At 47.0% G+C, this 26,045-nt stretch carries 27 protein-coding genes; 13 read left to right on the forward strand and 14 right to left on the reverse strand.

What is annotated here, in order from left to right:
- Positions 1–321 precede the first annotated feature (321 nt).
- Positions 322–1,191, reverse strand: a complete 870-nt coding sequence (locus KNP91_RS14980) for a nucleotidyltransferase-like protein (RefSeq protein ID WP_012369566.1) — start codon at positions 1,189–1,191, stop codon at positions 322–324.
- Between the two features lie 134 nt (positions 1,192–1,325).
- On the opposite strand from KNP91_RS14980, the gene KNP91_RS14985 reads away from it, so the two are divergent.
- A complete protein-coding gene (locus KNP91_RS14985; RefSeq protein ID WP_012369565.1) occupies positions 1,326–1,688 on the forward strand; it encodes a DUF2614 family zinc ribbon-containing protein in 363 nt (120 codons plus the stop codon).
- A 16-nt stretch (positions 1,689–1,704) separates the two neighbouring features.
- Here the strand turns inward: KNP91_RS14985 and perR are convergent, their stop codons facing one another.
- Positions 1,705–2,127, reverse strand: a complete 423-nt coding sequence (perR, locus tag KNP91_RS14990) for a peroxide-responsive transcriptional repressor PerR (RefSeq protein ID WP_251027441.1) — start codon at positions 2,125–2,127, stop codon at positions 1,705–1,707.
- Positions 2,128–2,301: 174 nt separating this feature from the next.
- On the opposite strand from perR, the gene KNP91_RS14995 reads away from it, so the two are divergent.
- Entirely contained in the window at positions 2,302–3,600 is a 1,299-nt protein-coding gene (locus KNP91_RS14995; RefSeq protein ID WP_214766355.1) for a glutamate-1-semialdehyde 2,1-aminomutase, read from the forward strand.
- A gap of 53 nt (positions 3,601–3,653) precedes the next feature.
- Here KNP91_RS14995 and KNP91_RS15000 read toward each other — a convergent pair whose 3' ends face one another.
- The 4 genes from KNP91_RS15000 to mutY all read right to left on the reverse strand — a co-directional run bounded on the left by KNP91_RS15000 (position 3,654) and on the right by mutY (position 7,585).
- On the reverse strand, positions 3,654–5,441 hold the full coding sequence (locus tag KNP91_RS15000) for an ABC transporter ATP-binding protein (RefSeq protein WP_214766357.1): 1,788 nt from the start codon (positions 5,439–5,441) through the stop codon (positions 3,654–3,656).
- Between the two features lie 42 nt (positions 5,442–5,483).
- Positions 5,484–6,026 (reverse strand): nucleoside tri-diphosphate phosphatase, encoded by a 543-nt coding sequence (ntdP, locus tag KNP91_RS15005; protein WP_012369561.1) that lies wholly within the window; start codon positions 6,024–6,026, stop codon positions 5,484–5,486.
- Between the two features lie 117 nt (positions 6,027–6,143).
- Entirely contained in the window at positions 6,144–6,569 is a 426-nt protein-coding gene (locus tag KNP91_RS15010; RefSeq protein ID WP_012369560.1) for an SRPBCC family protein, read from the reverse strand.
- Entirely contained in the window at positions 6,569–7,585 is a 1,017-nt protein-coding gene (gene mutY, locus KNP91_RS15015; protein ID WP_012369559.1) for an A/G-specific adenine glycosylase, read from the reverse strand. The genes KNP91_RS15010 and mutY overlap by 1 nt, the downstream gene beginning before the upstream one ends.
- A 114-nt stretch (positions 7,586–7,699) precedes the next feature.
- Between mutY and KNP91_RS15020 the strand changes: the two genes are divergently transcribed.
- Positions 7,700–8,683: a metal-dependent hydrolase gene (locus KNP91_RS15020; protein ID WP_214850839.1), complete on the forward strand. Its 984-nt coding sequence runs from the start codon at positions 7,700–7,702 to the stop codon at positions 8,681–8,683.
- Positions 8,684–8,737: 54 nt separating this feature from the next.
- Here the strand turns inward: KNP91_RS15020 and KNP91_RS15025 are convergent, their stop codons facing one another.
- The 5 genes from KNP91_RS15025 to KNP91_RS15045 all read right to left on the reverse strand — a co-directional run bounded on the left by KNP91_RS15025 (position 8,738) and on the right by KNP91_RS15045 (position 14,373).
- Positions 8,738–9,022 (reverse strand): YfhJ family protein, encoded by a 285-nt coding sequence (locus KNP91_RS15025; protein ID WP_214766361.1) that lies wholly within the window; start codon positions 9,020–9,022, stop codon positions 8,738–8,740.
- Positions 9,023–9,024: 2 nt separating this feature from the next.
- On the reverse strand, positions 9,025–9,339 hold the full coding sequence (locus tag KNP91_RS15030) for a DUF1811 family protein (protein ID WP_214766363.1): 315 nt from the start codon (positions 9,337–9,339) through the stop codon (positions 9,025–9,027).
- Between the two features lie 59 nt (positions 9,340–9,398).
- The gene (locus tag KNP91_RS15035) at positions 9,399–11,459 is read right to left on the reverse strand and encodes an ABC transporter ATP-binding protein (protein WP_214850847.1); all 2,061 of its coding nucleotides are present in this window, start codon (positions 11,457–11,459) and stop codon (positions 9,399–9,401) included.
- A 17-nt stretch (positions 11,460–11,476) separates the two neighbouring features.
- On the reverse strand, positions 11,477–13,204 hold the full coding sequence (locus tag KNP91_RS15040; protein ID WP_012369554.1) for an ABC transporter ATP-binding protein: 1,728 nt from the start codon (positions 13,202–13,204) through the stop codon (positions 11,477–11,479).
- 347 nt (positions 13,205–13,551) lie between these two features.
- Positions 13,552–14,373, reverse strand: coding sequence for a RecX family transcriptional regulator (locus KNP91_RS15045; RefSeq protein WP_214766367.1), 822 nt, complete (start codon positions 14,371–14,373; stop codon positions 13,552–13,554).
- 126 nt (positions 14,374–14,499) lie between these two features.
- Here KNP91_RS15045 and KNP91_RS15050 point away from each other — a divergent pair, with 126 nt between their 5' ends.
- The 7 genes from KNP91_RS15050 to KNP91_RS15080 all read left to right on the forward strand — a co-directional run bounded on the left by KNP91_RS15050 (position 14,500) and on the right by KNP91_RS15080 (position 21,173).
- On the forward strand, positions 14,500–15,408 hold the full coding sequence (locus KNP91_RS15050) for a TIGR01777 family oxidoreductase (RefSeq protein ID WP_214766370.1): 909 nt from the start codon (positions 14,500–14,502) through the stop codon (positions 15,406–15,408).
- Between the two features lie 15 nt (positions 15,409–15,423).
- The gene (locus KNP91_RS15055; RefSeq protein WP_012369551.1) at positions 15,424–16,569 is read left to right on the forward strand and encodes an amidohydrolase; all 1,146 of its coding nucleotides are present in this window, start codon (positions 15,424–15,426) and stop codon (positions 16,567–16,569) included.
- Positions 16,570–16,828: 259 nt separating this feature from the next.
- Positions 16,829–17,386, forward strand: a complete 558-nt coding sequence (locus KNP91_RS15060; RefSeq protein WP_012369550.1) for a GNAT family N-acetyltransferase — start codon at positions 16,829–16,831, stop codon at positions 17,384–17,386.
- Positions 17,387–17,522: 136 nt separating this feature from the next.
- On the forward strand, positions 17,523–18,209 hold the full coding sequence (locus tag KNP91_RS15065; RefSeq protein ID WP_012369549.1) for a response regulator transcription factor: 687 nt from the start codon (positions 17,523–17,525) through the stop codon (positions 18,207–18,209).
- Positions 18,206–19,600 (forward strand): sensor histidine kinase, encoded by a 1,395-nt coding sequence (locus tag KNP91_RS15070; RefSeq protein ID WP_214766372.1) that lies wholly within the window; start codon positions 18,206–18,208, stop codon positions 19,598–19,600. The genes KNP91_RS15065 and KNP91_RS15070 overlap by 4 nt, the downstream gene beginning before the upstream one ends.
- Before the next feature lie 47 nt (positions 19,601–19,647).
- Positions 19,648–20,238 carry a TVP38/TMEM64 family protein gene (locus KNP91_RS15075; RefSeq protein ID WP_214850849.1) on the forward strand — a complete coding sequence of 197 codons (591 nt, stop codon included), beginning with the start codon at positions 19,648–19,650 and terminating at the stop codon, positions 20,236–20,238.
- A 53-nt stretch (positions 20,239–20,291) separates the two neighbouring features.
- On the forward strand, positions 20,292–21,173 hold the full coding sequence (locus tag KNP91_RS15080) for an aldo/keto reductase (RefSeq protein ID WP_214850851.1): 882 nt from the start codon (positions 20,292–20,294) through the stop codon (positions 21,171–21,173).
- Positions 21,174–21,264: 91 nt separating this feature from the next.
- On the opposite strand, the gene rlmD is transcribed toward KNP91_RS15080, so the two are convergent.
- A complete protein-coding gene (gene rlmD / locus KNP91_RS15085) occupies positions 21,265–22,650 on the reverse strand; it encodes a 23S rRNA (uracil(1939)-C(5))-methyltransferase RlmD (protein ID WP_214766378.1) in 1,386 nt (461 codons plus the stop codon).
- Positions 22,651–22,687: 37 nt separating this feature from the next.
- Positions 22,688–22,900: an SE1561 family protein gene (locus KNP91_RS15090; RefSeq protein ID WP_012369544.1), complete on the reverse strand. Its 213-nt coding sequence runs from the start codon at positions 22,898–22,900 to the stop codon at positions 22,688–22,690.
- Between the two features lie 86 nt (positions 22,901–22,986).
- Here KNP91_RS15090 and yfkAB point away from each other — a divergent pair, with 86 nt between their 5' ends.
- The 3 genes from yfkAB (at position 22,987) to KNP91_RS15105 (ending at position 25,585) form a co-directional block, all read left to right on the forward strand.
- Positions 22,987–24,099, forward strand: a complete 1,113-nt coding sequence (gene yfkAB / locus KNP91_RS15095; RefSeq protein ID WP_214766380.1) for a radical SAM/CxCxxxxC motif protein YfkAB — start codon at positions 22,987–22,989, stop codon at positions 24,097–24,099.
- A gap of 79 nt (positions 24,100–24,178) precedes the next feature.
- A complete protein-coding gene (locus tag KNP91_RS15100; protein WP_012369542.1) occupies positions 24,179–24,361 on the forward strand; it encodes a hypothetical protein in 183 nt (60 codons plus the stop codon).
- Positions 24,362–24,406: 45 nt separating this feature from the next.
- Positions 24,407–25,585, forward strand: coding sequence for an MFS transporter (locus KNP91_RS15105; RefSeq protein ID WP_214850854.1), 1,179 nt, complete (start codon positions 24,407–24,409; stop codon positions 25,583–25,585).
- 40 nt (positions 25,586–25,625) lie between these two features.
- Here KNP91_RS15105 and KNP91_RS15110 read toward each other — a convergent pair whose 3' ends face one another.
- Complete coding sequence (locus tag KNP91_RS15110; RefSeq protein WP_214766384.1) at positions 25,626–25,913, reverse strand: hypothetical protein; 288 nt, start codon at positions 25,911–25,913, stop codon at positions 25,626–25,628.
- Positions 25,914–26,045: the final 132 nt, after the last annotated feature.

The following is a 26,045-nucleotide window of genomic DNA, read 5'->3' on the forward strand; positions in this document are numbered from 1 at the left end:
TGACCAAAGTCACGTTGACGAAGCTTGCGCTTCATTCATTGTTTGTATCCGAAGATACGTTTTTTGCCTCATCGTTCAGTTTTCAAAGTTCGTCGTGTCGTTTTCAGCGACTTTAATAAGATATCACGGAATAACTTATGCGTCAACCGTTTTTTTCTTGTTTTTTTCATCGCGTCAATGGCGTGTGCCTGTCGACATCTATTAATATACTATCTCGAGATAATAACGTCAATGCTTTTTCTTAATTTTTCTTTTCATTATTTTTTTCTTCTATATATGCTGGTTCTATATTTATTAAAAAAAAACAAAAAAACCGGTCTATCACACGACCGGTTCGTATGTCACGAGTTCCACACCAAGTCCTTTTGTCCGTTGATACGAAATTCGGATCAATCCTTTCCGAATGAAAAAATCAACCAGGCTCCCTAAATCAACCTTCAATTCTGTCAGACGACTTTCTTCCATCAACTCATGCATCGTCCAAGGACGATCCCGCTCTCGCATGACTTCAAATAAGTATTTACCACCAGACAAGACTTTTGACTGCAACAGATGTTCTAATCCGATTAACGCCAAGTGAATCCGTTGTTCCAGTGTTTCTTCACTCAACAGAAGTTGTTCATATAACTTATAGACATCCGGATCGTCCAACCGGGCCTGTTCCCAAACGACGACTTCCGGATGCGCTCCCTTTTCGAGAACGGAAAGCCGGGCCAGATGATGCAATGCATGATGGACATGCGTATAAGCATCATAATAATTACCGCGGCTGAATAGATTCCGTCCATCCTGAAAACGACGCAGTAATTTAGCGAATGATAACGACATCTGTAAGCAGCGTTCCGTCTCCGGGAAGTTGCGTAATTGTTTTTTCAAATCCGTTAAGTAATCATTCCGTTCAAAAATGATGGTTCCTTCCGACACCCAATGGACGGCCCGGCGATTTGCATTTAAGATTAACCAACGGGAGAGGACTTGTTCATGCACAAGATGTAATGAAACCCGCAATGTATTCAATCGATAATGCTTAACGGTCCACTCGACGGAAGGATCTCGTGTAATGACTAAAAGTAAAACATCAAATTGATCGGTTAAAGAGTCTCTCGGTTGTCTTTTCTCAACGGCGATGATTCCCTGTGTCTCCGGATAAGCCGCATATTCTGAATAAATTGTTCGTGTTGCCTGTTCCATTTCCTTCTCACCCTTCTCTACTCCGTACTCGTTACTCTGATCATTCGTCCGTTACCATTTTCGACAAAAAATCAATCGTTCCTGCTTCTGACTCGATCCCACAATATGCTAGACTGGCTACAGGGGGAATTCATGTGAAAAAACAACGTAAGAATAAAATAAACCGGGCCCGTAACTTGGCAATGTTCCTCGTATTCGGCGGAATGCTTGTCATGTATGGCGGTCTTTTGTTAAAACAATTCGAAATCATCATGGTCATCCTAATGCTTGTCGGGTTTGTCATGGTCCTTGCCAGCACAGCGCTCTATTTCCTGATCGGACTTACTTCGACGAAAGCTGCCGTCGTCACCTGCCCGAATTGCGGTAAAGAAACGAAAGTCCTCGGACGCGTTGATTTATGTATGCACTGCGACGAACCTCTGACGATGGATCGTAACCTTGAAGGAAAAGAATTCGATGAAAAGTACAACAAACACAGTAAACGAGCTCCCCGTTAAAAGGAAGCTCGTTTTTTTAATGCACGTTCGATTGGCAATCCGGGCAAGTCCCGTAAACCTCAAGACGGTGGCGGTCTACTTTAAAGCCTGTTAAATGCGCCGCAACAGTCTCGACGTCATCCAGGACAGGGTAATTGAAGTCGACGATTTTTCCGCATCCTTCGCAAATCATATGGTAATGACGCGTCGTGACGAAGTCAAAACGACTGGAAGCATCTCCATAATTCATCTCTTCTACGATTCCTTTTTCACGGAAGACCCGTAGATTATTATAAACTGTCGCCACACTCATATTTGGAAAACGATGTTCGAGCGCACGATAAATTTCATCTGCTGTCGGATGTGTATGTCCCGTCGTTAAATATTCCAAAATCGCATGACGTTGTGGTGTCATCCGAACGCCTGATTCACGTAAAGAGCGTACTGCATCATCTAGCATCTCGTTCGCCACGTCATCCCCTCATTTCTATCTTTCATTGATTATTAGATTGTAATCTTTATAATTAGTCTACCTACATTCTTCCTTTCCGTCAACGGCTCTGCTCTACGTTTGACGGACATGATACAATCATATCGTGATATTTTTCACGTATCAATGATTGGAGGAATCATCATGTCAACTCATACAAAACGTCCTACTTCGGAATCCTTATATGAAGTGGCCCAAAAATGTATCGTCGGAGGTGTGAACAGCCCATCCCGCTCGTATAAAGCAGTCGGAGGCGGTGCGCCCGTCTATATGGAACGAGGAGAAGGAGCTTACTTCTATGATGTCGACGGCAACCGTTACATCGATTACTTAGCAGCTTACGGTCCGATCATTACCGGTCACGGGCATCCACATATTACGGAAGCGATCACGAATGCTTCACGCAACGGGTTATTATACGGTACACCTCATCGCCTAGAAATCGACTTTGCCCATAAACTGCAACAGGCGATTCCATCGTTAGAGAAAGTCCGGTTCACAAACTCAGGGACGGAAGCCGTCATGACGACGATCCGTGTCGCCCGTGCTTATACAGGACGTGAACTCGTCGTGAAATTCAGCGGCTGTTATCACGGTCACTCAGACTTGATGCTGATTGCAGCAGGAAGCGGTCCGGCAACACTCGGTTCACCCGATTCAGCCGGTGTGACGAAAGCAACAGCAAAAGAGGTCATTACGACACCGTTCAATGATATTGAATCTTATCGTCAAATCATGGCAGAATGGGGCGATCAGGTCGCCTGCGTTCTCGTCGAACCGATTGTCGGGAACTTCGGCATCGTCGAACCGCAACCCGGGTTCCTCGAGGCCATCAACGAAATTACGCATGAACACGGCGCACTCGTCATCTATGATGAAGTCATCACGGCTTTCCGATTTACGTACGGCAGTGCCCAAGAACTTCTGAACATCCGCCCGGACATGACGGCACTCGGAAAAATCATCGGTGGCGGTCTCCCGATCGGTGCCTACGGTGGACGCCAGGATATCATGGAACACGTCGCTCCGCTTGGTCCGGCGTATCAAGCAGGTACGATGGCCGGAAACCCAGCTTCGATGGCAGCCGGTATTGCCTGCCTCGAATTACTCGAACAGCCGGGTGTGTATGAAGAGTTCGACCGCCTCGGTGCTAAACTCGAACAAGGCATTTTAAAAGCTGCCGATACACATGGCGTCACGATCACAATCAACCGTCTCAAAGGTGCATTGACGGTCTACTTCACGGATGAAACGGTCGTCGACTATTTGGGTGCCGAACGTGCCGACAGTGAAATGTTCGGCCGGTTCTTCAAATTAATGCTCGAACAAGGCGTCAACCTTGCGCCTTCGAAATACGAAGCCTGGTTCTTGACAACGGCTCACACGGAAGCAGACATCGACGAAACAATCGTTGCTGTCAACCGTGCGTTTGCCCAACTGTAAGTCAGTCCTTCATAACAAAAAGACTGTTCCGTTTTTCGCGGAACAGCCTTTTTTTATTCAACCAGCTCGAGGTTTTGAATCGCATACAGTTCAAAATAAGCGCCGCGTTTTCGCATCAGTTCTTCGTGACGTCCCATTTCCGTGATTTGACCGTTTTCAATGACAACGATCTTATCGGCATCGGTGATCGTCGAAAGACGATGGGCAACGGTAAACGTCGTCCGTCCTTTCGCAAGACGCGCAAGCGAGTCCTGAATCATCGATTCACTTTCGAGATCCAGGGCACTCGTCGCTTCATCCAAAATTAAAATCGGTGGATTTTTAAGGAAGACCCGGGCAATTGCCAAACGCTGTTTTTGACCGCCTGATAATTTGACCCCCCGTTCGCCGACCGGTGTTTTATAACCGTCCGCCAGTCGTTCGATGAACTCATGGGCATTGGCTGCCTTCGCTGCCGCGACCACCTCTTCATCCGTCGCCTCGGGATTCCCCATCTTAATGTTCATTTCGACCGATTCACTGAACAGAATCGATTCCTGCATGACCATTCCGATTTGATCGCGTAAACCACGTAACTTCAAATCACGAATATCGACTCCATCAAGCGTGATCCGCCCGGACGACACATCGTAAAATCTAGGAATCAGACTGACAAGCGTGGATTTCCCGCCGCCCGACATCCCGACGAAGGCAATCCGTTCTCCCGCCTGTACATCGAGCGTCAACCGGTCAATCGCCCGTTCGCCGCCTTCTTCGTAGGAGAAGCTGATATTTTCAAACTGGACGTTCCCTTTGACATGAACCGGATTTTTCGCATTGGCTTTTTCCGTAATATCATAGGGTTCGTCCAAAAACTCAAACATCCGGTCCATCGAGGCAATCGACTGCGTCAATGTCGTCGACGAGTTGACAAGACGACCGAGCGGCGCGTACAGGCGATCGATATAGGCGATGAAGGCGACCATCGTGCCGAGTGATTCCTGACCGTTCAGCACAAGGAAAGCCGCTGCGCCGAAAATCAGAATCGGGGCAAAATCGGTAATCGTCGAGACGACGACGTACGTCCGGGCATTCCAGTTCGTTTGACGTAATGCTGCCGTCAAGAAGCCATCGTTTTGTTTCTTGAACGCCTGATTTTCATGGGGTTCAAGCGCAAAACTGCGAATGACCGCCATTCCGTTGACCCGCTCCGTCAAGTGCCCCTGCAGTTCAGCAAGTGCCGCCGAACGGTCACGTGTCAGACTGCGGAGTCGTCCATAAAAGAACTTGACCGCGAGTGCATAAAACGGCAACGGAATGATCGCAACGAGCGTCAGCTTCGGATCGATTGTCCACATGATAGCAATCGCTATCAAAATCGTAATCATGTCGAGCCATAAGTTCATCAACCCGGTAACAACAAAATCCTTTGTCTGTTCGACATCGTTGATGATCCGGGAGATGACTTCCCCGGTCTTCGTGTTCGAATAAAAGCGGAGTGACAGCTTCTGGACATGATCAAACAGCCGGTTCCGGACATCAAACAAAATTTTTGATGCCGACCACTGGGCCAAATACTGCCGGATGTATTCAAGCGGCGGTTTGATGACGAGAAAAACGAAGAATCCGGCGCCGATCAAATAGGCAAGTTCTTTACTGCGTTCCGCGAGCGGAACCGTTTGATTATCGAGCAGATTGTCGATGATGTACTTGTAGAGAAGCGGCAATCCGAGCGGAATCGAAAACTTGATGATCCCGACGAATACCGTCAAAAGAATTTGTTTTTTATACGGTTTGACGAATTCCATGTACCGTCTGATGGAACCCTTCTTTTTTAACTGTTTTCGCTTTGCTTTACCCATGTGTTCCCCTTCTTTCCACTAAAAAAAGACGATGGCGAACCATCATCTCCGATACCTTGTTTCGTATTCACGATACCACGTTTCAACGAATGCCGGGTTAAACGGACCCTTGCGACTGCGGATCCATTGAATCAAAATCTGAACGTTGTCTTTCAGAATACGATCAATCGCTTTCGGATAGTTCATCTCCCGGCGGTGTTTCTCGTACTCATCCTCATCCAAAATCATGTAAGACATGTCCGGATAGACTTTGATATCTAAATCATAATCAATGTACTTGACTGCTCGATCCTTTTCATCAAACGTCGAAGGTGAACCCAAGTTGCAGTAATAGTAGATACCGTCTTCACGAATCATACAGATTACATTAAACCAAAGTTCTGTCGAAAAATAACAAATCGCGGGTTCTCGTGTCCGCCACTGACGACCATCCGATTCACTGACCATGATCCGGTCATTGAATCCAATCAATTCTTCTTCCGTCGATTTAAGCACGAGCGTTTCTTCCCAAACTCTGTGTAAGCTGCCATTATGTTTGAAACTTTGAATCTCAATCTTGCTACTTTCTTTTGGGAATCGACTCATGTGCTACTCCTTTCTGAAGCTTTTTATTCAGTTTTTTCAATACTCTCGTGCTTATTATACCCATTTTCAGAACACATGAAAAACGAAAGGCTACTTTTTCAGGAAAATGACTGGTATTTAACTTGAAAAATGATGTAAAATCGCCTGTTTCCGTTGCTGAAACATCGGTTTCAAAATAAATAAATCCACCAGTACTTTCGGTAAATACGATTTATAAATTAAGTCATCAATCATATAGACACCGTCCGGGCGCTCTTCGACACGGTGTGTATGACACCACGCAGAGAAAGGAAACGGTACCTTCACTCCGACGTCAACAAATGCATCTTTGCCGACCATCGGGATGATCGAATCCCATTTTACAAAAAACGGTGGAACACCGACCTTCAGCTGAATTGTATTGCCGGCATATGTCCGGGTGTCCCCGATGGTCTGCACTTTCGGAAACGTCGTCATTCCCGTCAAGGCTTTGGCATCACTTAAAAAGAACCAGGCTTGGTCTTTTGTCGCCGGCACTTTCGTTTCTGAATAAAAACGATTCATCAGAGTTCCTCCTTTAATAGGCGATCAATCTTCATTTGGGCGACCGAAATCGGTTGCTTGTCATATGTCTGTTCATCCATCAGAACGGTTCCTTCCGGTTGTGTCGCAACACGATAAACCGTAATATCCCATATCCGGTGCGAAAAGATGTGTTTTACACTGCCGATTTGCATTCCGGGTTGCTCTTCCGTCGATTCCACTAACGGATACTGCCACATGCCGGCCAACAGTCCCGTTTCCGGACGTTGCATGACGGCGACTTGTCCGTTTTCTTCATAGACCAATGCATCGTACCGGATCGTCTGTGTTTTACCTTTTTTTGTTTTGACAGGCAACTCCGCCTGAACCGAGCGGTCGTAAGCAAAACAGACATCATTGACCGGACACAGTCCGCACATCGGTGATTTCGGTGTACAGACCATTGCACCGAGTTCCATCAACCCTTGATTGAAGCTTGACGGATCCGCATGATCAATCAATTCATGAACGGCCGCTTCAAAGACTTTTCGTGTTTTCGGTGCGGCAATGTCGTCATAAATTCCGAGGACACGCGATAAGACACGCATGACGTTCCCGTCGACGGCAGGCTCCGGGTGGCCGTAGGCAATTGAGAGAACCGCACCGGTCGTATAGGGACCGACTCCCCGTAAACTTTCAAACCGTTCTTTTTCATCCGGTACGATCCCGTCATATTTTTCAACAACTTCCTGAACTGCGATTTGAAGGTTCTTAACCCGGGAATAGTACCCTAAGCCTTCCCAATATTTTAAGACTTCACTTTGGTCGGCCGACGCCAAATCGTGGGGTGTCGGAAACCGTTCCGTAAACCGCTGGTAATATGGAATCACTGTATCGACCCGTGTTTGTTGCAGCATGATTTCACTGATCCAGATATGATAAGGATTTTTGGTTTCACGCCACGGTAACTGTCGTTGTTCCCGCAAGAACCACTGCACCAATTCCGTCGTAAAATGCTGTTTATTAAAGTTTCTGAAATATTCTGTGACAAGAGTCAAAATATTACCTCTTTTCTGTTTGATACGTTATAGTAAGTTCAATTAACCTTAAAAATTAAAATCAATTTACGTTTATTATGATTTCGAATACTTTGATAGAGGAGCGAATTTGCATTGGATACTGGGACGCATATCGGAATGGGACTTTGCCTCGCCGCCATTTCCACACTTGAACCGGATATCGCAGCAAGCGCTACGCTGTTTGCGGCTGTTACGACTACGGCGTTGGTCGGTTCCCATGCTCCAGACTTTGATACTGTATTTAAATTTAAAGGCAACAGTGCCTACCTGAGACAGCACCGTGGTAAATCCCACGGTCTGATCGCCTTGATTGCCTGGCCGTTGTTACTATCAATCGTCATCGGCGCCCTGTTCGGCGTTCCGCCTACTTCATTATGGCTGATGGCACAGATTGCTGTCGCCCTTCATGTCTTCGTCGATCTGTTTAATGCTTACGGCACGCAGGCACTTCATCCCTTTAAGAAAACCTGGATTGGTTGGGGCGTCATCAATACATTTGACCCTTACCTGTTCACGATGTATTACGGGGCGTTCGGCATTTGGCTGTTGACCCGTGCCACGATGGTCATTTTCCCGATTTTGATTGCGATCGTCATCATCTATTATGCGGTTCAATTTAAGTTGCGTAACGATGCTTTGGCGACGGCCGCTCGTTATTACGGCGGAGCACACAAGCTATTCATTTCTCCCGGCATGAAATGGGATGAGTGGCATGTCGCAGCACGTCTTCGAAATGAATATGCGGTCGTCAAGATTAATTCCGGAACAGTCGTCGAGTGCGGTAATTTCCGGATCAAAAATGAACCGCATGGGGATGAATTGTATGACATCGTCAAGGAGAACGCGGATCTACAGGCGTTCCTTGAATTTTCAAAAATTCATACGTATACGGTTTCCCGAAAAGACGGAATCGTCGAATACCGGTTCACGAACTTACGTTATTTCACGAAAGAAGTCTATCCGTTCGTCGCGGTCGTCCGGATTGATGCAACGTCACGCCAAATTGTCAGTTCCTATACAGGATGGGTTTTCAGCGAACGGACGTTGCAAAAAAAATTGTTTGTACCTGCATTATAAAAAAAGGACTCGCCATGTTCGGAAAAGTTTCTTTTCCGAACCGCGAGTTCTTTTTTAATTGATTGACTGATCGTCGCGCCCAATCATCAAATGCTTGAACTTCTCGTTTGTTGTATTAAAACGGTGAAGCATCGGACCATGTTGCTTGATTTGTTGCTGAACGAAACGAACGGCAACTGCCTCACCCTGATATTTTTCTCCCGCCTTTGCAAGTGTCGCTTCGAAATCTTCCCATAAGACTTCGACCCACGTCAAGGCTTCAAGCGGCGTCAATGTCTCATTGACTTTTTGTAATTCTTCCGCCAATTCGTTTAATGCTTCTGTACGATTTTGATCCATCTTCATTCCTCCTCTTCCTGAATCAATGCGAGCGGAATCGCCACTTCGTTGACCGTTCCCTCAAAATGTCCCCAGCCCATCACACCGTTGACGAAATGCAGTTCAAATCGTGTCTCTTCTCCATCAATCCGGTAAAAGCGACCCGTCTCAAACCGGCTTGTGTCGACGAGATAACTTTGGGCAATCGCAATCTTGCGGATAATCACCTCGACTTCACTCATGTTCCCGTGTTGCTCCGCTTTACGTTTTTGCTCATTCAATTTCGTCACGAGCATCTCTAATTCATATTTTGATAACTGGCTCATACGTGTCTCCATAAAAAAACTCCCCCTCTTCGTCATTAGTATATACGAAAAGGAGAAGAAAAATGATGGAGTTAGCTTGATTTCAATTCGAGATTGCGTTTACTTTGCAACGCATACATTTTGGCATAGATTTTTTGTTTTTTGAGTAACTCTTCATGCGTTCCGCGTTCGGATATCCGTCCATGGTCGAGGACGATGATTTCGTCGGCGTCTTTGATCGTTGACAAACGGTGGGCAATGATGAAGGTCGTGCGCCCTTTCGTCAACGTCAATAAGGCATCCTGAATCATCGCTTCCGTCTCCGAATCGACGCTCGCCGTCGCTTCATCGAGAACTAAAATGGCCGGATCAAACGCCAAAGCCCGGGCAAAACTGATCAACTGCCGTTCGCCGGCAGACAAGGTCGCGCCTTTTTCGATGACGGGTTCATCGAGACCTTTAGGAAGACGGTCGATGAACCGGTCTGCCCCAACGGCGACGATTGCTTCCCGAATCCGTTCTTCGGAAATCGCCGGGTTGCCGAGCGTGATATTCGATCGGATTGTTCCCGTGAATAAAAATGGATCCTGCAGGACGATGCCCATATGATCGCGGACCGCCTGTTTCGGCAGTGACGTGACATCCTGTCCGTCAATCAGCAATTGACCGGATGACGGATCATAAAAACGCATCAGCAGATTCATGATTGAACTTTTCCCGCTGCCCGTATGTCCGACGAGAGCGATTGTCGCTCCGGGACGGGCGTCAATTTCGATGTCCTGTAAGACAGGATGACCCGGATCATAGCTGAAACCGACCTGCTTGAACTCCACACGTCCGGCGAAACGGGGTAAACGTCCTTTTCCGACATCTTCTCCCTTTTCGTCGAGCAGTTGGAACATCCGGTCTGCTGAAACGAGTGCTTGTTGCAACGGCGACAACTGATTCATGATTTGTGTGACCGGTTCAAAGAGACGTGACACATAATCGATGTAGGCATATAAAATCCCGAGCGATAAAAAGGTTCCGTCGGTCAGGCTTTTACCCGCCACGACCCAGATCAATAAGGCCAGCGTCAGGTTTTTCAGGAAATACGATAAGTTATGCGACATCAAGGCATCAAGCCGCAACAACTTCGAACGGGTTTGATAATTCTCTTCATTTTTTTGTTCAAATTCCGCCAACACTTCTTTTTCCCGCGCATACGCTTGAATGATCGGCATCGTTTGAATGTTCTCGTTTAACTGACCATTCATATCTGCGACAAGCGACCGGACCTTGAAGTTATTTTCCGTTGCAAGTTTCTGGAACAGCTGAATCCAGAAGTAGACGATCGGAATAATCAACAGCGAAACGAGTCCGAGACGGACATCGAGGAAAAACATCGCCACTAAAATTCCGGCCATCGTAATCAACCCTGAAAAGACGCGTGCGAGCACACCCAAGTACAAATCACGGATTGTTTCCGTATCGTTTGTGACACGACTGACAATCTTTCCGATCGGTGTCTGGTCAAAATAGCGGACCGGTAACCGTTGTAAATGTGTAAAGACATCGAGCCGCATCCGTTTGACGATTTTATGCGCCGACCGCTGAAGCAGGATTTGTTGGACCCAGTTCAAACCGGCCGCGATTAACAGCAGGACGATATACAGCAAGGACAGCCAGCCGACCGCTTTTAAGTCAGAGGCATAAAAATCATATACCTGTCCTTGCGTCAGCTTCTTGACGCCCGAATAACGAAACGTTTCTTCCCCACGCGTGACGGTTAACGTTCCACCGGTCACGTTGCGTTCTCCTCCGCTGACGACTTGTTCGGGCACAAAATAATAACCGCTCTTCGATTGAACAACTGAAATCGCTTGAATGACATCGGAAGACGGCACATCCTGCTTCTTCGCAAACTGGCGCCCGTCATACTCGACCCTTCCTCCGTCCTTCACTTCAACCCAATCCTTTTCAATCGCAACAATATGTTCATCGATGATGACTTTCGCAATATATGGTCCGGTCAATTCTGCTCCGACTGCCAGAATCAAGAGAAATAATCCGAGGAAAATTGCTTGTTTTTCATACATCGCATAACGAACAAGTGATCGAATCGTCGTTTTCCGACGAACGGGATCTAATAGATATAATTCTTCTTCCTTCACGTTCGACACCTCCTACCTTACGTTTCTTCACTTTGCCGTTCGAATTGTTCGGCGTACCACCCTTTATGATCCATCAACTGTTCGTGCGTACCCCGTTCTGTCACTTGACCGTCCTGCAAGACAAGAATTTCGTCCGCATGGGCAACGGCAGACAGACGGTGTGCGACAATCAATGTCGTCGCCTGCTCCCGATTGGTTCGAATCGCTTCAATGATATGCGACTCGGTTTTTGCATCGACCGCAGACAACGAATCGTCGAGCAATAATAATTTCGGTTTTTTCAACATCGCCCGGGCAATCGACAGCCGTTGCTTCTGACCGCCGGATAACGTGACACCACGTTCACCGACCAACGTCTCAAGACCTTGATCGAGCATGGTAATGTCCGTTGTGAATGACGCCAGACGAATTGCTTCCTGCAGTTCGGCTTCCGTTGCCGTTCCGGCGCCAAAGAGGATGTTATCCCGCACTGTTTTCGAGAACAAAAGGTGTTCCTGCGAAACATAACCCGTCCATCCCCGGACCGTTTCCAAAGCGACGTCTTCATAGGGAACACCGTTGACTTGCAGCATATGACGGTCAAGTGGATATTCGCGTAAAAATTGGCGAAGCAACGTCGTTTTCCCGGCACCGGTCGGACCGACAATCCCGATTGTCTTTCCTTGTTCGATCGTCACGTTGATGCCGCGCAATGCGGGCTGTTTCGTTCCCGGGTACGTAAACGTCAAATCCGATAAGACAATCGTTTCAGGAGTAGTAATCTCTACGACAGGAGTCGATGAAATCAACGGTTTGACCCGCATCGTCGCCTGAAGACGATCGAGACTCGCTGTTCCGCGCTGGATGACGTTGATCAGCTCTCCGAACGCATACATCGGCCAAATCAACATTCCGAGATAAATATTGAAGGCGACGAGTTGTCCAAGCGTAATATCGTTCGTAAAGACGAGGTACGTCCCGAACGATAGACCGATCAAATAACTGATTCCGACGAGTAATTTAATAATCGGCTCGAACAAGACATCAATTTTTGCGACATGCATGTTTTTATCAAATACATCCGTCGTGACATCATCAAATTTTTTAACATCGATGTCTTCCTGAACGAATGAACGAATGACCCGCAGTCCGGAAATCGACTCCACGACTTGATCATTCATCGTGCCAAAGGCATCCTGTGCTGTCATGAAGCGGCCGTGGATCTGACTGCCGAGTTTATTCATCGCGTACGCAAGAATGGGCATCGGCAATAAGGCGGCAAGCGTCAGTTTCCAATCGATCGCTACTCCCATGACGACAAGTGTAATGGCCGTCATATTCAGCGAGTCAACGAGCGTCAGGACACCAAAACCGGCTGTCCGTTCGACCGCTTTCAAATCATTGGTCGCAAGCGCCATTAAATCCCCTGTGCGGTTACGTTGATAAAAGGTCGGGGTTAACTTTAATAAATGCGTAAAAAATTGACTTCGTAATGTCCGTTCGAGTAAAAAGGCTGTTCCGAATAATTTCGCAAGCCATAAATACGTCAGAATAAAGGACATAATGGAAATAACGGTCAGCCCGACCACATACTGAATCAATGTCGTCCGATCCATGGATCCGGAACGCAGTCCGTCAATCACCTTTCCGATCAACCATGGTGGTGTCAAGTCGATGAAGCCGGTCACAATCAGCAATAACACGGCAATCAAATATGATTTTTTATGTTCCTTCAGAAACCAGCTGAGTTGGCGAAACAATCGCACGATGGTTCCCCCCTTTGTCGTTCATAATGGTGTTACGTTGTTTCCAAGCACGCAAAAAAGGCAGACGGATTTCCGGAGCAGTCCGAGAATCCATCTGCCTTTCTAAAGACGATGTGAATCGACGATATGGTCTGCGTGCTCGGGGAACGGATTCCCTGTCAATCGCACACTGAAAATAGTGTTTATACGAGTTCGAGAGTCTCCGCCATATTCAGCTGTTTGATAAGTGCGTTTACAATTGGCTGTTTCATTTGACGGTTCCTCCTTTTCTTAATCTGAGCGTAGAATAGCATAATTATCGAACAATTGTCAATTTTGTGTCTAATCTTTTAAAATGAAGCCGAAACTTATATTCCGTCCGCTTCTTCCTGCTTGACCTGTTCGATCACTTCCGACACGAGTGCATACGGAAATCCTTTTCGAACTAACGCCTGTTGCGTTTTCTGCACTCGGGCGAACGGTTCCAGATTCCGATACTTCGGATAGTATTTCCGCGCTTGGTATAAAGCAGCCGATTCTTCCGTCTCTGCTTCGACTTCTTCAAATACGAGTTGAATCCCCTGTTTTGAAACCTCTGATGAGAATCCGCGTTGCATCAATGTTTGTTGCAGTTTTTGTTTCAGTTCCCGAACCGACCGGCGGGCAAGTTCTTTTTGTTTTTGCTGGAGAAATTTCAATACCTTTTCTAGTTCCTCTTCTTCCGTAAATGATTCCAGCGCTTGATCAATGTACGTTTTGTTCACTTTCAGCGCTTCTAAATCACGCCGGATTTTTCCGGGTCCCTGCGGTGTCGTTGCTTTTTTTGTCGCTGTATACGCCTCGGCAAACTGTTGATCGTTTAAATATTTTTGGTCGGTCAATCGTTTGATGGCATGCTTGACGGCATGTTCCGGTGTCTCTTTTTCCATCAAGTATGCTTCGACTTCGCTCGTCGCCCGCATTCGGTATGATAAATGATTGAGTGATAAACGGTATGCTTTTTGCTGTTCTTCCGCTGTCAGTACTTCTTTGACGAAATCATCGTCAAGCTCCTTGTCCCGTTGCAGGTTATACTTGATCAAAATATCGGCATCGACGGCAAAGGCATATTCTTCCTTACCTTCACGTTCAATATAGATATTGAAGCGCTCCGTATTTTTCTTTTGGGTCGAAATCCGTGTGATTTTCAAGTCGGTTCCTCCTTTTTTTATCTTCTCTTGCAACGATAACATGTTGAATCAGGTTTGAGTGAAACAGAGAAACGGGAACATATGTACAAGTATTACTACAGACAGGACGAGAGGATGATTCACGCCATGAAAATCGCGATTACAGGCGGAACCGGAATGATTGGACAGGCACTAACGAAACGATTACTTAACGAAGGCCATCAAATTGTTATTTTAACCCGTTCACCGAAAGCTGCGGCGGGAGCCGTCAGCTACGTTGAATGGTTGACGGATAAAGCAACACCGGAGCAAGAACTGAATGATGTGGATGCCTTCATCCACCTGGCAGGTGCTTCGATCAATGAAGGACGCTGGACAGAAGAGCGTAAACGCGTCATCTTGGAAAGCCGCATCGACTCGACGAAAGAACTCGTCCGGATTGTCAGAGCACTTGATTCCAGACCTGACGTCGTCTTATCAGCTTCTGCCGTTGGAATTTACGGTCAGGACCGCCATCAAACCTTTACGGAAGAAACGGCACTGCCTCCGACTGCCGACTTCCTCAGCCATGTCTGTGTCGCTTGGGAAGAGCTTGCTCAACCGATTGCCGAAAGCGGTGTCCGGCTCGTTCATCCGCGGATTGGGGTCGTCCTCAGTACAGAAGGCGGTGCCTATCCATTAATGCGTTTGCCTTATCAATTATTTGGCGGCGGGACAATGGGCGACGGGAAGCAATGGGTTTCCTGGGTTCATATCGATGACCTCGTCGAAATGTTCCTGTTCGCACTGACGACCGCTTCTGTAGAAGGTCCTCTCAATATTACAGCCCCTCATCCGGAAACGATGCGACGGTTCGGTCAAACGATCGGAAAAGTGTTGCACCGTCCGCACTGGTTACCGGCTCCACGCTTCGCTCTCGAGCTGGCTCTCGGAGAAAAAAGTGTCATCGTTCTCGAAGGCGCCCGTGTTATTCCGAAAAAAGCTCTCGAAAACGGCTACAAGTTTCGGTATGCTGAACTAAAGGATGCACTGCAGAATCTCGAGCACACAAACTAATACAGGGGTTGAAAAATGTTGGATGTTTTAATACGAAATGCACATATCTTTCCCATCACATCAGATAATTTTTATGGCGATATCCGGATCAAAGACGGAAAGATCCACGAAATCAATGAGTTGCTGGATGCCGAGGAGCACGAACGGGTCATCGAAGCAGAAGGACGTTTCTTGCTTCCCGGCTTCATCGATGCTCATACGCACCTTGGACTGTACGATGAAGGAACCGGAACGGTCGGAAACGATGCCAACGAAACCATTTTTGCGATGACCCCTCACTTGCGGGCCATCGACGGCGTCTATCCGCTCGATGAAGGATTCAAGGAAGCTATCGAACACGGCGTCACAACGGTCCAGGTCATGCCGGGCAGCATGAATATCATCGGCGGTGTCACGAGTGTCATTAAAACACACGGCCGTTTTATCGATGACATGATTTTACGGAAATATGCCGGATTAAAAATTGCGCTTGGAGAAAACCCGAAACGTGTCCATAGTGCCGGTCGTGCCGGTGAACTGACACGTATGGGCATCATGGGTATGTTGCGGGAAGCATTTCTTGAAGTCAAGATGCAACGGACAGCTGATACCTTTGCCCACCGGATGATTGAACGGGTTCTCAAAAAAGAGATGCCGCTTCGTGTCCACGCTCACCGGGCCGATGACATTTTATCGGCGATTCGTTTTGCCGAAGAGTTTGAGCTCGATGTCCGGATCGAACATTGTACAGAAGGTCATCTCGTGGCCAAAGAACTGCAACAATTACCGATTGAACACGTTACAGTCGGTCCGACCTTTACACGAAAGTCAAAAATCGAACTGAAGAACAAGACCTGGGAAACATATCGTATTCTTCATGAGCACGGTCTTGAAGTGTCGATTACGACCGATCATCCGTATACACCTGTTCAATATTTAAATTTATGTGCCGGTCTTGCTGCACGTGAAGGACTGCCGGTCGACATCGCGCTTCGCGCGATTACGATTAATCCGGCCCGTTCGATCGGCGTCGCAGACCGTGTCGGCTCGATTGAAGTCGGCAAAGATGCCGACCTCGTTCTTTGGAGTCACTTCCCGCTCGATTATCTCGCGAAGCCTTTGATGACGATGATTGATGGAAAAGTGATTTTTGAACATACTCATCTGACATCCATGTCTTAAAAAAAAACCTATGATTTTAACGGAAAATCGTTGAAAATCATAGGCTTTTTTTGTTATGAAAATGAGGCTTTTTCGTTTGCAAGAAATGCCTTATTTTCGTATGTTTTTTCACAAAAATTATTTACTTGCTTTTTTAAAAAAAGAAGGTAATATTATCTTATCCGACAACTGAAGAAGGCATACCATGCGCGGTTCAAACGAGTCAGACAGGTAGCTTTCGACAATCATTCTAGCGGTCTTAAGAAGGAGGAATGGAAGTATGCTCAAGCAACGGGAGCTGAGCGACTGCGCTGATTTGTTCGAACTGATGCAGCATCAAGACGTATATCCGTACGTCCGCCAAAAAACACGGTACTTTGATGAATTTCTGTTTACTACAAAGCAGGCAATCGAAGAGGAAGAACGCGGTGAGCTCGTCTCACGCACGATCCTAGACGAATTTGACCAACCAATCGGTACAATCAGTTTACTCGATATCGAAGGACAGTATGGGTTTCTCGGTACATGGTTAGGTAAACCGTATCATGGGAAAGGTTATAACAATCTTGCAAAAGAAGCATTTTTTGCAGAACTATTTTTTGACCTTGATTTCGAAAGTGTCTTCATGAAGATCCGCAAGACTAACATCCGTTCACAAAAAGCAGCGGAAAAACTGCCTTATGCTTTTTGCGCCGATGCATTACGACCGGCATTACTGGAACAGCTGAATACCGGAGAAACTCAATTTACACTCTATGAAGTCTCCAAATCAAGTTTTCAAATGTATATCCACGGCCGCGAATTCGAAACGGTCTACGAACAACAACTCGAAGCATGAGAGGCACCTGCCTCTTGTGCTTTTTTGTTCGTACTTTTGATGCGGATCGAAAGCTTCAAATGGTATGATAATAAGGAAAATTCACCTGTCGGAAGAAGCCATCCCTTCTTCCCATATGAAATGGAGTGATCAACTGATGCCAGAACAATCCTTTAAAATACTTGTCGTAGATGACGAAGCACAAATGCGTGATCTGCTTGTCTCAAATCTTCAAAAAGAAAACTATCAGACGACGACGGCTTCGAACGGTCAAGAAGCACTTGATTTAATGCAACGTGATGCCTTCCATCTCGTTTTGCTGGATGTCATGATGCCAGAAATGGACGGTTTGACGGCTTGCATGCGAATCCGTGAATTCTCGAACGTCCCGATCATCATGCTAACGGCCCGTTCGGACGAACTCGACCGGATTCACGGTCTGAAAATTGGGGCCGATGACTACATCACGAAACCGTTCAGCCCTCGTGAACTGTTGGCCCGCATCGAAGCGACGTTGCGACGTTCCCATCGTTTTACAGTCGATCAATCGGCGACGTTGACGATCGGCAAACTGGAGCTTGATACAGAAAGCCGCAGTGTCCACGTCAGCGGAAAACCAATCAGTTTAACGCGGAAGGAATTTGACTTACTCCATTTGTTTGTCCAAAACAACGATAAAGTCTTTTCACGCGAACAGTTGCTCGATCAAATTTGGGGCGCCGACTACATCGGAAATCTGCGGACTGTCGATACCCATATCAAAACACTTCGTCTGAAACTCGGTGAAGCCGGCGGCTCGATCCAAACGGTCTGGGGCATCGGATATAAATTCGAGGAAGTATGATTAAGCGGTATACCATTCGCCGCCGGATTTGGATTACGATTTGGTTCACAAGCGTTTTTTCTGCCGTTTTGTTCGTATTATTGACATTTTATCTGTACGATCGGTTTTACCTTCAAACGCAGGAAGATTTATTGCTCAATCGGGGCGAAAAATTGATTAACATTTATGAATCAGAAGGACTATCCGGTGCGTTTTATGACGGGATGACGTATACGAATGAATTAACGGAATCCAAAGTCTTTTTCATCGACTTTCTGAAGAAAAATCCGGCCGGTCTCCGGTTCTTGACGAATGCGGATATTGAACAGTTACGTAATGGTGAAACCGTCGTCTCCAGCCGAACCCACCCGATTGAAGGAACGGACATCCTGCTGACCGGTTTCCCGATCATTGAAAACAATCGGCTCGTCGGAACGCTGATTCTCTATTTGGAGCTCGGTCAAATCAGTGAACCGTTCCGACCGCTTCGCCTGATGATTTTCTTCATGATTGGTCTGATTGTGTTGAATCTCGTCATTTTCGGCCGGCAGATCATTGATACGATCATCCGCCCGTTGATCGATATGAAGCGGGCCTCAACCGTCTATGCCCAAGGAGACTTTGCCTATCGAATTCCGATTCAATCCGATGATGAAATCGGCGAATTGGCAGAAACCCTGAATAAGATGGCAGAATCCCTCGGTGAAGTGGATGAACAACGTAAGGAATTTTTGGCGAACGTCAGTCATGAATTGCGGACGCCCCTGTCCTATATCCGGGGATATACGGAAATGATGCAGGATAAAGCACTCGATGAAAAAACACGCGATCAATATTACCAAATCATCGAACGCGAAACGGAACGGTTGCAACGTCTCGTCAACGATCTGCTCGACCTTGCCCAGTTGGAACGGGATTCGTACCCGATGACAAAACAACCGCTTGTCTTCAGTCAGGTTTTAGAAGATGTCGTCTACCGGATGGAACCGATTGCGAAGGCGAAAGGTGTCTCCATCATCACCGACTTCGATCCAAGTCAAATCGTCCTCGGTGACAATGACCGGCTTGAGCAAGTCATCGGAAATCTGCTGGACAATGCCTTACGTTACACGCCTGCTTCAAAACATATCTATCTGTCGACAAAAACAGACGGCGAACAGACGATTTGTTCGATTCGGGACGAAGGAGAAGGCATTCCACCAGAACATTTGGAGCGTTTAACGAAACGGTTTTACCGTGTTGATAAATCCCGGACACGAAAGGACGGCGGAACGGGTCTCGGTCTTGCCATCACAAAACACATCATCGACCGGCACGACGGAACGATCTCCTTCGAGTCCGTGCTCGGACAAGGAACAACTGTCTTGATTACGTTACCATTGTTGCCGGACGAAGACGACGGATTTTCCTAATGACATTTCGTAAGTCCAAAAACGATGTTGACTTGATGTGTTAAAGGTTGAAAGGAAGTCTTACTATCGAAGCCACACTCCTTGATTGGTTGCAACGGGCAGAAATGTTTGCTGTACCAATCAGTCTTTTAGTCAGTATAATCATCAGCCTGTTCGGTGTTTTGCCGAGCGCCTTTGTCACGGCAGCCAATCTACTGTATTTCGGTTTTTGGCAAGGTTTGATGTTGTCGTTTCTCGGCGAAGCCCTCGGTGCCGGAGTTGCCTTTTACGTGTATCGTTACGGTATCCGGCGGGTCGAACCGTTGATTCAATCACCGTTCATCTTGAAGTGGCTTGAAAAACTGACGGCGCAAACCGGTTGGGATGCCTTTTGGACAATCATCTTTTTGCGGCTGTTGCCGTTCGCCCCTTCCGGACTCGTCACGTTCTTAAGTGCGACAAGCGGCGTCTCACCGGTGATTTTTTTAACCGCCAGCACCATCGGGAAAGTACCGGCACTTGTCATCGAAGCTTTTGCCGTCAATGAATTGATTGAACGGGATTCCATGCTTCCTTGGTTGATCGTCGGACTGTTTGCGGTGTTCTACCTGATGTATCTTTATAAAAAACGGTTGCATCGATCGAGGGATATCGATTGATGCAACCGTTTTCTTCGTATACTGTTAGAGACGTAACTAAAGGAGGAAACAGTATGGAATTACGTTCATTCGGCAATACCGACATCCAGGTCTCACCTCTTGGATTCGGTGCCGGTCATATCGGTTCCGATGACTTATCCGATCAGGAAGCAAGTTATATTCTCCATCAGGCATTGGATACAGGCATTCGTTTGTTTGATACCGCCCGCGGCTACGGCTTATCCGAAAAGCGGCTCGGGCAATTTTTAAAACAGCGTCGTCACGATGTCGTCCTGTCGACAAAAGTCGGGTATGATGTCCCGCGCACGGAGGATTGGACGTTCCAGGCTGTCGCCGGCGGAATTGACCAGGCTCTTTTGACGATGCAGACAGACTTTATTGATATCGTTCATTTACATTCCTGCAGTAAGGAAATACTGGCTCAAGATGACGTCATCGAGGCACTCGAACGGGCAAAACAGGCCGGAAAAGTCCGCCTGATCGCGTATTCCGGTGACCGGGAAGACTTAGACTACGCCATCACGACAGGACGATTCGACAGTTTTCAAACGTCTGTTAATTTGTACGATCAACGGGCATTGACTGATTTGATTCCACTGATTCATCAGCAACAAAAAGGTATCATCGCCAAACGTCCGATTGCCAATGCACCATGGCGGTTTGCGTCCCGGCCGGCCGGGCAATATGTCGAACCTTATTGGGAACGGGCACAGCAACTCGATTTCCCGCTTGAAGAAGCTTCTTGGCTTGAAACCGCACTCCGGTTTACCGTTTTTGAACCCGGTGTCACAAGTGCCATCATCGGAACAGCAAATGCGGAGCATCTGGTTCAAAATATCCGATTGTTGGAAAAAGGACCTTTACCGGCAGAACGGGTCGCTGATCTTAAACGACGTTTTCAGGAACAGGATGAAAATTGGCTACAACAAACTTAAAAAGATCGCGAGACAAAACAAAAAGGAAAACGGCGACTCAGCCGTTTTCCTTTTTGTCATAGAGATCGGTTCTCCTAACCGTTCGATCCGTTTAAAACTTTTTCTTTTTCTTTTTTTCCAATACGACGATGGCTTCGACATGTGCCGTTTGAGGGAACATATCGTACGGCTGGATATAGCTGACTTTGTAGCCAGCTTTCATCAGATGATCGCAGTCGCGTGCCAAAGTTTGCGGATTACATGAAACGTAAATGATTTTTTTCGCTTTTGACGAAATCATTGCGTTTAATAGTTGTGTATCACACCCTGAACGAGGTGGGTCGACGATGAAGACGTCCGGAATCCACCCTTCTTTCACCCAACGCGGAATCCAGGTTTCTGCTTTTCCGACCACGTACTGGGCATGGTTAAATCCGTATTGCTTCATGTGTGCCGTTGCATCTTCGACGGCTTCCTCGACGATTTCCATACCGCGGACTTCTTTTGCACCGTTCGCAATCCAAAGACCAATCGACCCGACACCTGCATAGGCATCGACGACACGTTCTTCGCCCGTCAAGGCTGCCGCTTTGACGATTTCACCGTACATCCGCTCCGCTTGTTCCGGATTCAACTGGAAGAAGGCACGCGGTGACAATTGATACGTGAACTCGCCCATCTGTTCCTCGATTCGTTCCACACCGCGTAAAATTTCCGTTTGTTCTCCAAACACGCGTGATGTCATCTTATCGTTAATATTGAGTGCAACGGAAATGACGCCGGGAATATCATAAATATCGCGTGATAAGCCTTCGAGATCCTTAAAACCATCTTTAAAGGCAACCAGCACGACTTGAATTTCTCCCGTCTTGATGCCGGTCCGAACGACGATATTCCGGATGACGCCGTCTTGTTTCGCTGAATTATAGACCGGTACATTGTAGTCATTTAAAATCTTCGTCACGGCTTTGTTGACGCGCAACGTCTCTTTGTTCTGGACGATACACTCGTCGATTGCCACCAGACGGTTCGAGTTTGCTGAATACAATCCGCTGACGATTTGTGTGCCTTCTTTTCCGACGGCAAATTGTGACTTATTCCGATATTCCCATTCCGTCGTGCCAATCGTCGGACGGATGTCTGATTTCTCAACATTCAACTTCGTTGATTTCGTAAAGGCATTCCGGACCATATCTTCCTTATAACGGAGTTGTCCTTCATAACTCATATGTTGCAGCTGACATCCGCCGCACTGGCTGTAGATCGGGCATAACGGTGTCACACGGTCCGGTGAACGGACATCGCGTTTTAAGATTTTTGCATTTGCAAAATTATTATGGATTTCCGTAATCTCAATTTGAGCCGTTTCTCCGACGAGCAAACCTGGAATGAAGACGATTTGTCGTTCGAGTGTCGCAATCCCCTCTCCGTTGATTCCCATACGCAGGCAGGTTACGGAACGAACTTCTCCTACCTGTAATTTAATTTTAGTTGTCATCTCATTCATCCTTTCCATGATCCAAATCAAAAAGCGGTCATTTCGAACCGCTCTCTGATTCCTCATGTTCCTTCATATCTTTTGCATAACGAAGCACCTTGGCTTTCAACTGATCCAAGGAGACGGCTAAACGTTCCAAATCCTCAATATCTGATGTTTCATCCAATGAATCGATCGTATGGCATAAAAGCTGCATTCTTGATTTTAGCACATTCATCTGTCCAAGTTTATCAGTTCTTGCTTTTCCCATTATTCTGACTTCCTTTCTTGTTCTTTATTCCTGTATACATTTAGCATACGATACGTAGTGGAGCCTAAAAAGGAGGAAAATGTATCATGTCATTAAAATCACCCATCACCATCAAAAATGATCCGTGGGAAGCGTACCGTGATATCGAACAGTATGGACAAGCCCGACTGACGAACATCGAAGTCACGACGACAACCCTTTGTAACATGCGCTGTGAACATTGTGCCGTCGGCTATATGTTGTCGAACAGCGAAACACCCACGATTCCGGTCGAACTGCTTATCAAACGACTGGATGAGATTGAACATCTGCGTGCCTTTTCGATTACAGGCGGCGAACCGATGCTGTCGATGAAATCGGTCCGGGAATATGTTGTGCCTTTACTTAAGTATGCCCACGAACGGGGAGCTAAAACCCAAATCAATTCAAATTTAACACTTCCCCTTTCCCGGTATGAGCTGATCATCCCGTATCTTGACGTCTTACATATTTCTCATAACTGGGGAACCGCAGACGATTTCATTGATGGCGGATTTGCAATGATGGAACGGAAACCGTCGCGCGAAGCACGGACAAAACTGTTTGAACAGATGAAGGAAAATGCCCGGATTCTGAATGCACGCGGGGTCCTTGTTTCTGCCGAGACGATGATTAACAAACGAACACTGCCTCACCTCGAAGCCATCCACCAGGAAATCGTCGAAATGGGATGCGTCAGGCATGAAGTGCATCCTATGTACCCCGCCGATTTCGCCTCGATGATTGAAGCCGCCAGTCTGGATGAAATCCGTGACGGCATCCATCGTCTGCTTGATGTCCGGGATCCGGACGTCTGGATGCTGTTCGGGACACTGCCGTTTTATGCCTGCTCGATGAAAGAAGAAGATTTAGCGCTCCACCGCCGCCTCCGCCGGGAACCAAATGTTTCCGTCCGAAATGATCCTGACGGTCGTTCACGTCTGAACGTCAATATCTTTGACGGTGAAATCATCGTGACGGATTTCGGCGACGAACTCGCTTCACTCGGAACGATTCATGACACATCATTTAACGAAGCTTATGCGATGTGGCAACAAACAGAACTCAATCAGAGTTTATCCTGTCACTGTCCTGCCGTTCAGTGCCTCGGTCCAAATGCACTCGTCAAAAATGCCTATTATCCGGAAGTCGATTTCCTGAAACAATCCAGTCGCCTGTAAGCAGGTTTGAGTCTCTTTTAAAACGGGAAAATTTTGTCACAAAGTCGCCACACTTTCCTTGTTCGAAGGGGGTTTCAAAATGGAATGGCTTGTTGGAATCGTTGCAATTATCGGGATGTTCAGTATGGTACTTGGAATCATGATGATCGGGATTCGGGCGTCTCACAGTATCGAACACGACGAAGTGTTTGACCAAACGGACTGGGACGAGCACCTTTTACACATGCCCCGCCCGACACGCTTTGAACAAAATAAACCATAACAGTGTGACATGCCCCGGTGTACAATCGTACAGCCGGGGCATGTTATGCTTAAACAAAAAAAGGAAAGGCAGTTGTTTGTTTTGTCACGTCGTTTTGCTCTGATTCTTTCGATTGTATTTATTTCTGGTTTTACTCAAGGGTTACTCATCCCTCTTCTTTCCATTTTGCTTGAACGTCAGGGAACACCTGCTTACATAAACGGACTGAGTGCTGCTGTACTGTATGTCGGTGTCATCGTCGCAGCGCCTTTAATGGAAAAGCCGTTACGCCGCCACGGGTATGTTCCTGTCATCTCGTTCGGGCTTATCTTAGTGGCTGTTGCCGTCTTTGCTTTTCCGCTCATCCCAAGCGTTCTCGCTTGGATGGTGTTACGATTTGCAGTCGGCTTCGGGGATCAAACCCTCCATTACGGTTCTCAAGTATGGGTCACATCGATTACACCCAATCATAAACTCGGCCGGACGATGTCTCTGTACGGTATGGCCTTTGGTCTCGGTTTCGCTCTTGGTCCACTCGCAGCGCCGCTTGTCGACTGGATCAGTTGGCTGCCGTTCGTTCTGACGGGAACATTAACCGTTCTCGTTTTGATTGCTTTAAGACGGTTACCGAATGAAAAACCTTCTGATATCATGCCAGAAGAACTTCAGTCCGCCGCTTCCCGTTACCGTCTTGTCCTGACGAGCGCTTGGTTTACATTGTTGCCCGGCTTCACCTATGGTTTTTTGGAAGCAACATTAAATGCCAGCTTCCCGGTCTTCGCAATACGAAACGGTTATGAATTATCTCAGACAAGCAGTCTAATTACGACATTTGTCGTCAGCTCTTTATTGATGCAATTACCCCTCGGACGTCTCGCTGATCATTTCGGAAAACGACGGACGCTGATTACCGTCCTCAGTATCGGAGCGTTTGCGTTTTTGGCAGCCTGTTTTTTCTTTCAAAGTTACGGAGCATTATTTATGATTTTTGCTGTCAGCGGTATGGCACTCGGCTCGACTTATTCGCTCGGCGTCGCTTACATGACGGAACAGTTACCCAGTCATCTGTTGCCGACCGGTAACCTGCTTGCCGGGATTTCCTTTAGTCTCGGTTCGATTCTCGGACCGATTTCCGGTAGTTTGTTCGTCATGTTACCTCCGGGATTTTATTTTATTTTGTTCGTCCTGGTTCTCGCGACACTCGCCTATCTTCTTTTTAGGTCAAAGACTTCCCGCTCGTCGTAAACAAACAAAGACGATCGTCCCATGCGGAACGACCGTCTTTTTATTTCACGATTCCTTCTTGTCGAAAACTGCGCCAGAGCTTATCGTCGATTGCATACGGTTGTTCTTTTGCCCGTTTCAATTCTTCCGTTTCCAGCAAGACGACGACCTCTCGACCGTTGATTGACCAAATGGAGTCGTATCCTCTTTCCGCCTCAACGATTTCCACACCGACATTTCCATGCGTCTCCTTTAATTGTTGACTGACACAAGTGACGACAAACCGGGCAAACTCATCCCGCGGACGACGGTTGGCAATGATCTTTCGAACGATCTCATTCCGTTCCACTTCTCTCATCTCCTCTCGTTTTTTAGTTGCACTAGCCTTTGCAGCAAGGCCGAATCGGTGGTTTTATGACCGTACAGAAAAAGCCGAACGAGTCGGCTTAGCAACGAACGATTAAAAATAACAGATTGATTG

Source organism: Exiguobacterium sp. s138 (assembly GCF_018618775.1).
In the GTDB taxonomy this organism is placed as follows: Bacteria; Bacillota; Bacilli; order Exiguobacteriales; family Exiguobacteriaceae; genus Exiguobacterium_A; species Exiguobacterium_A artemiae.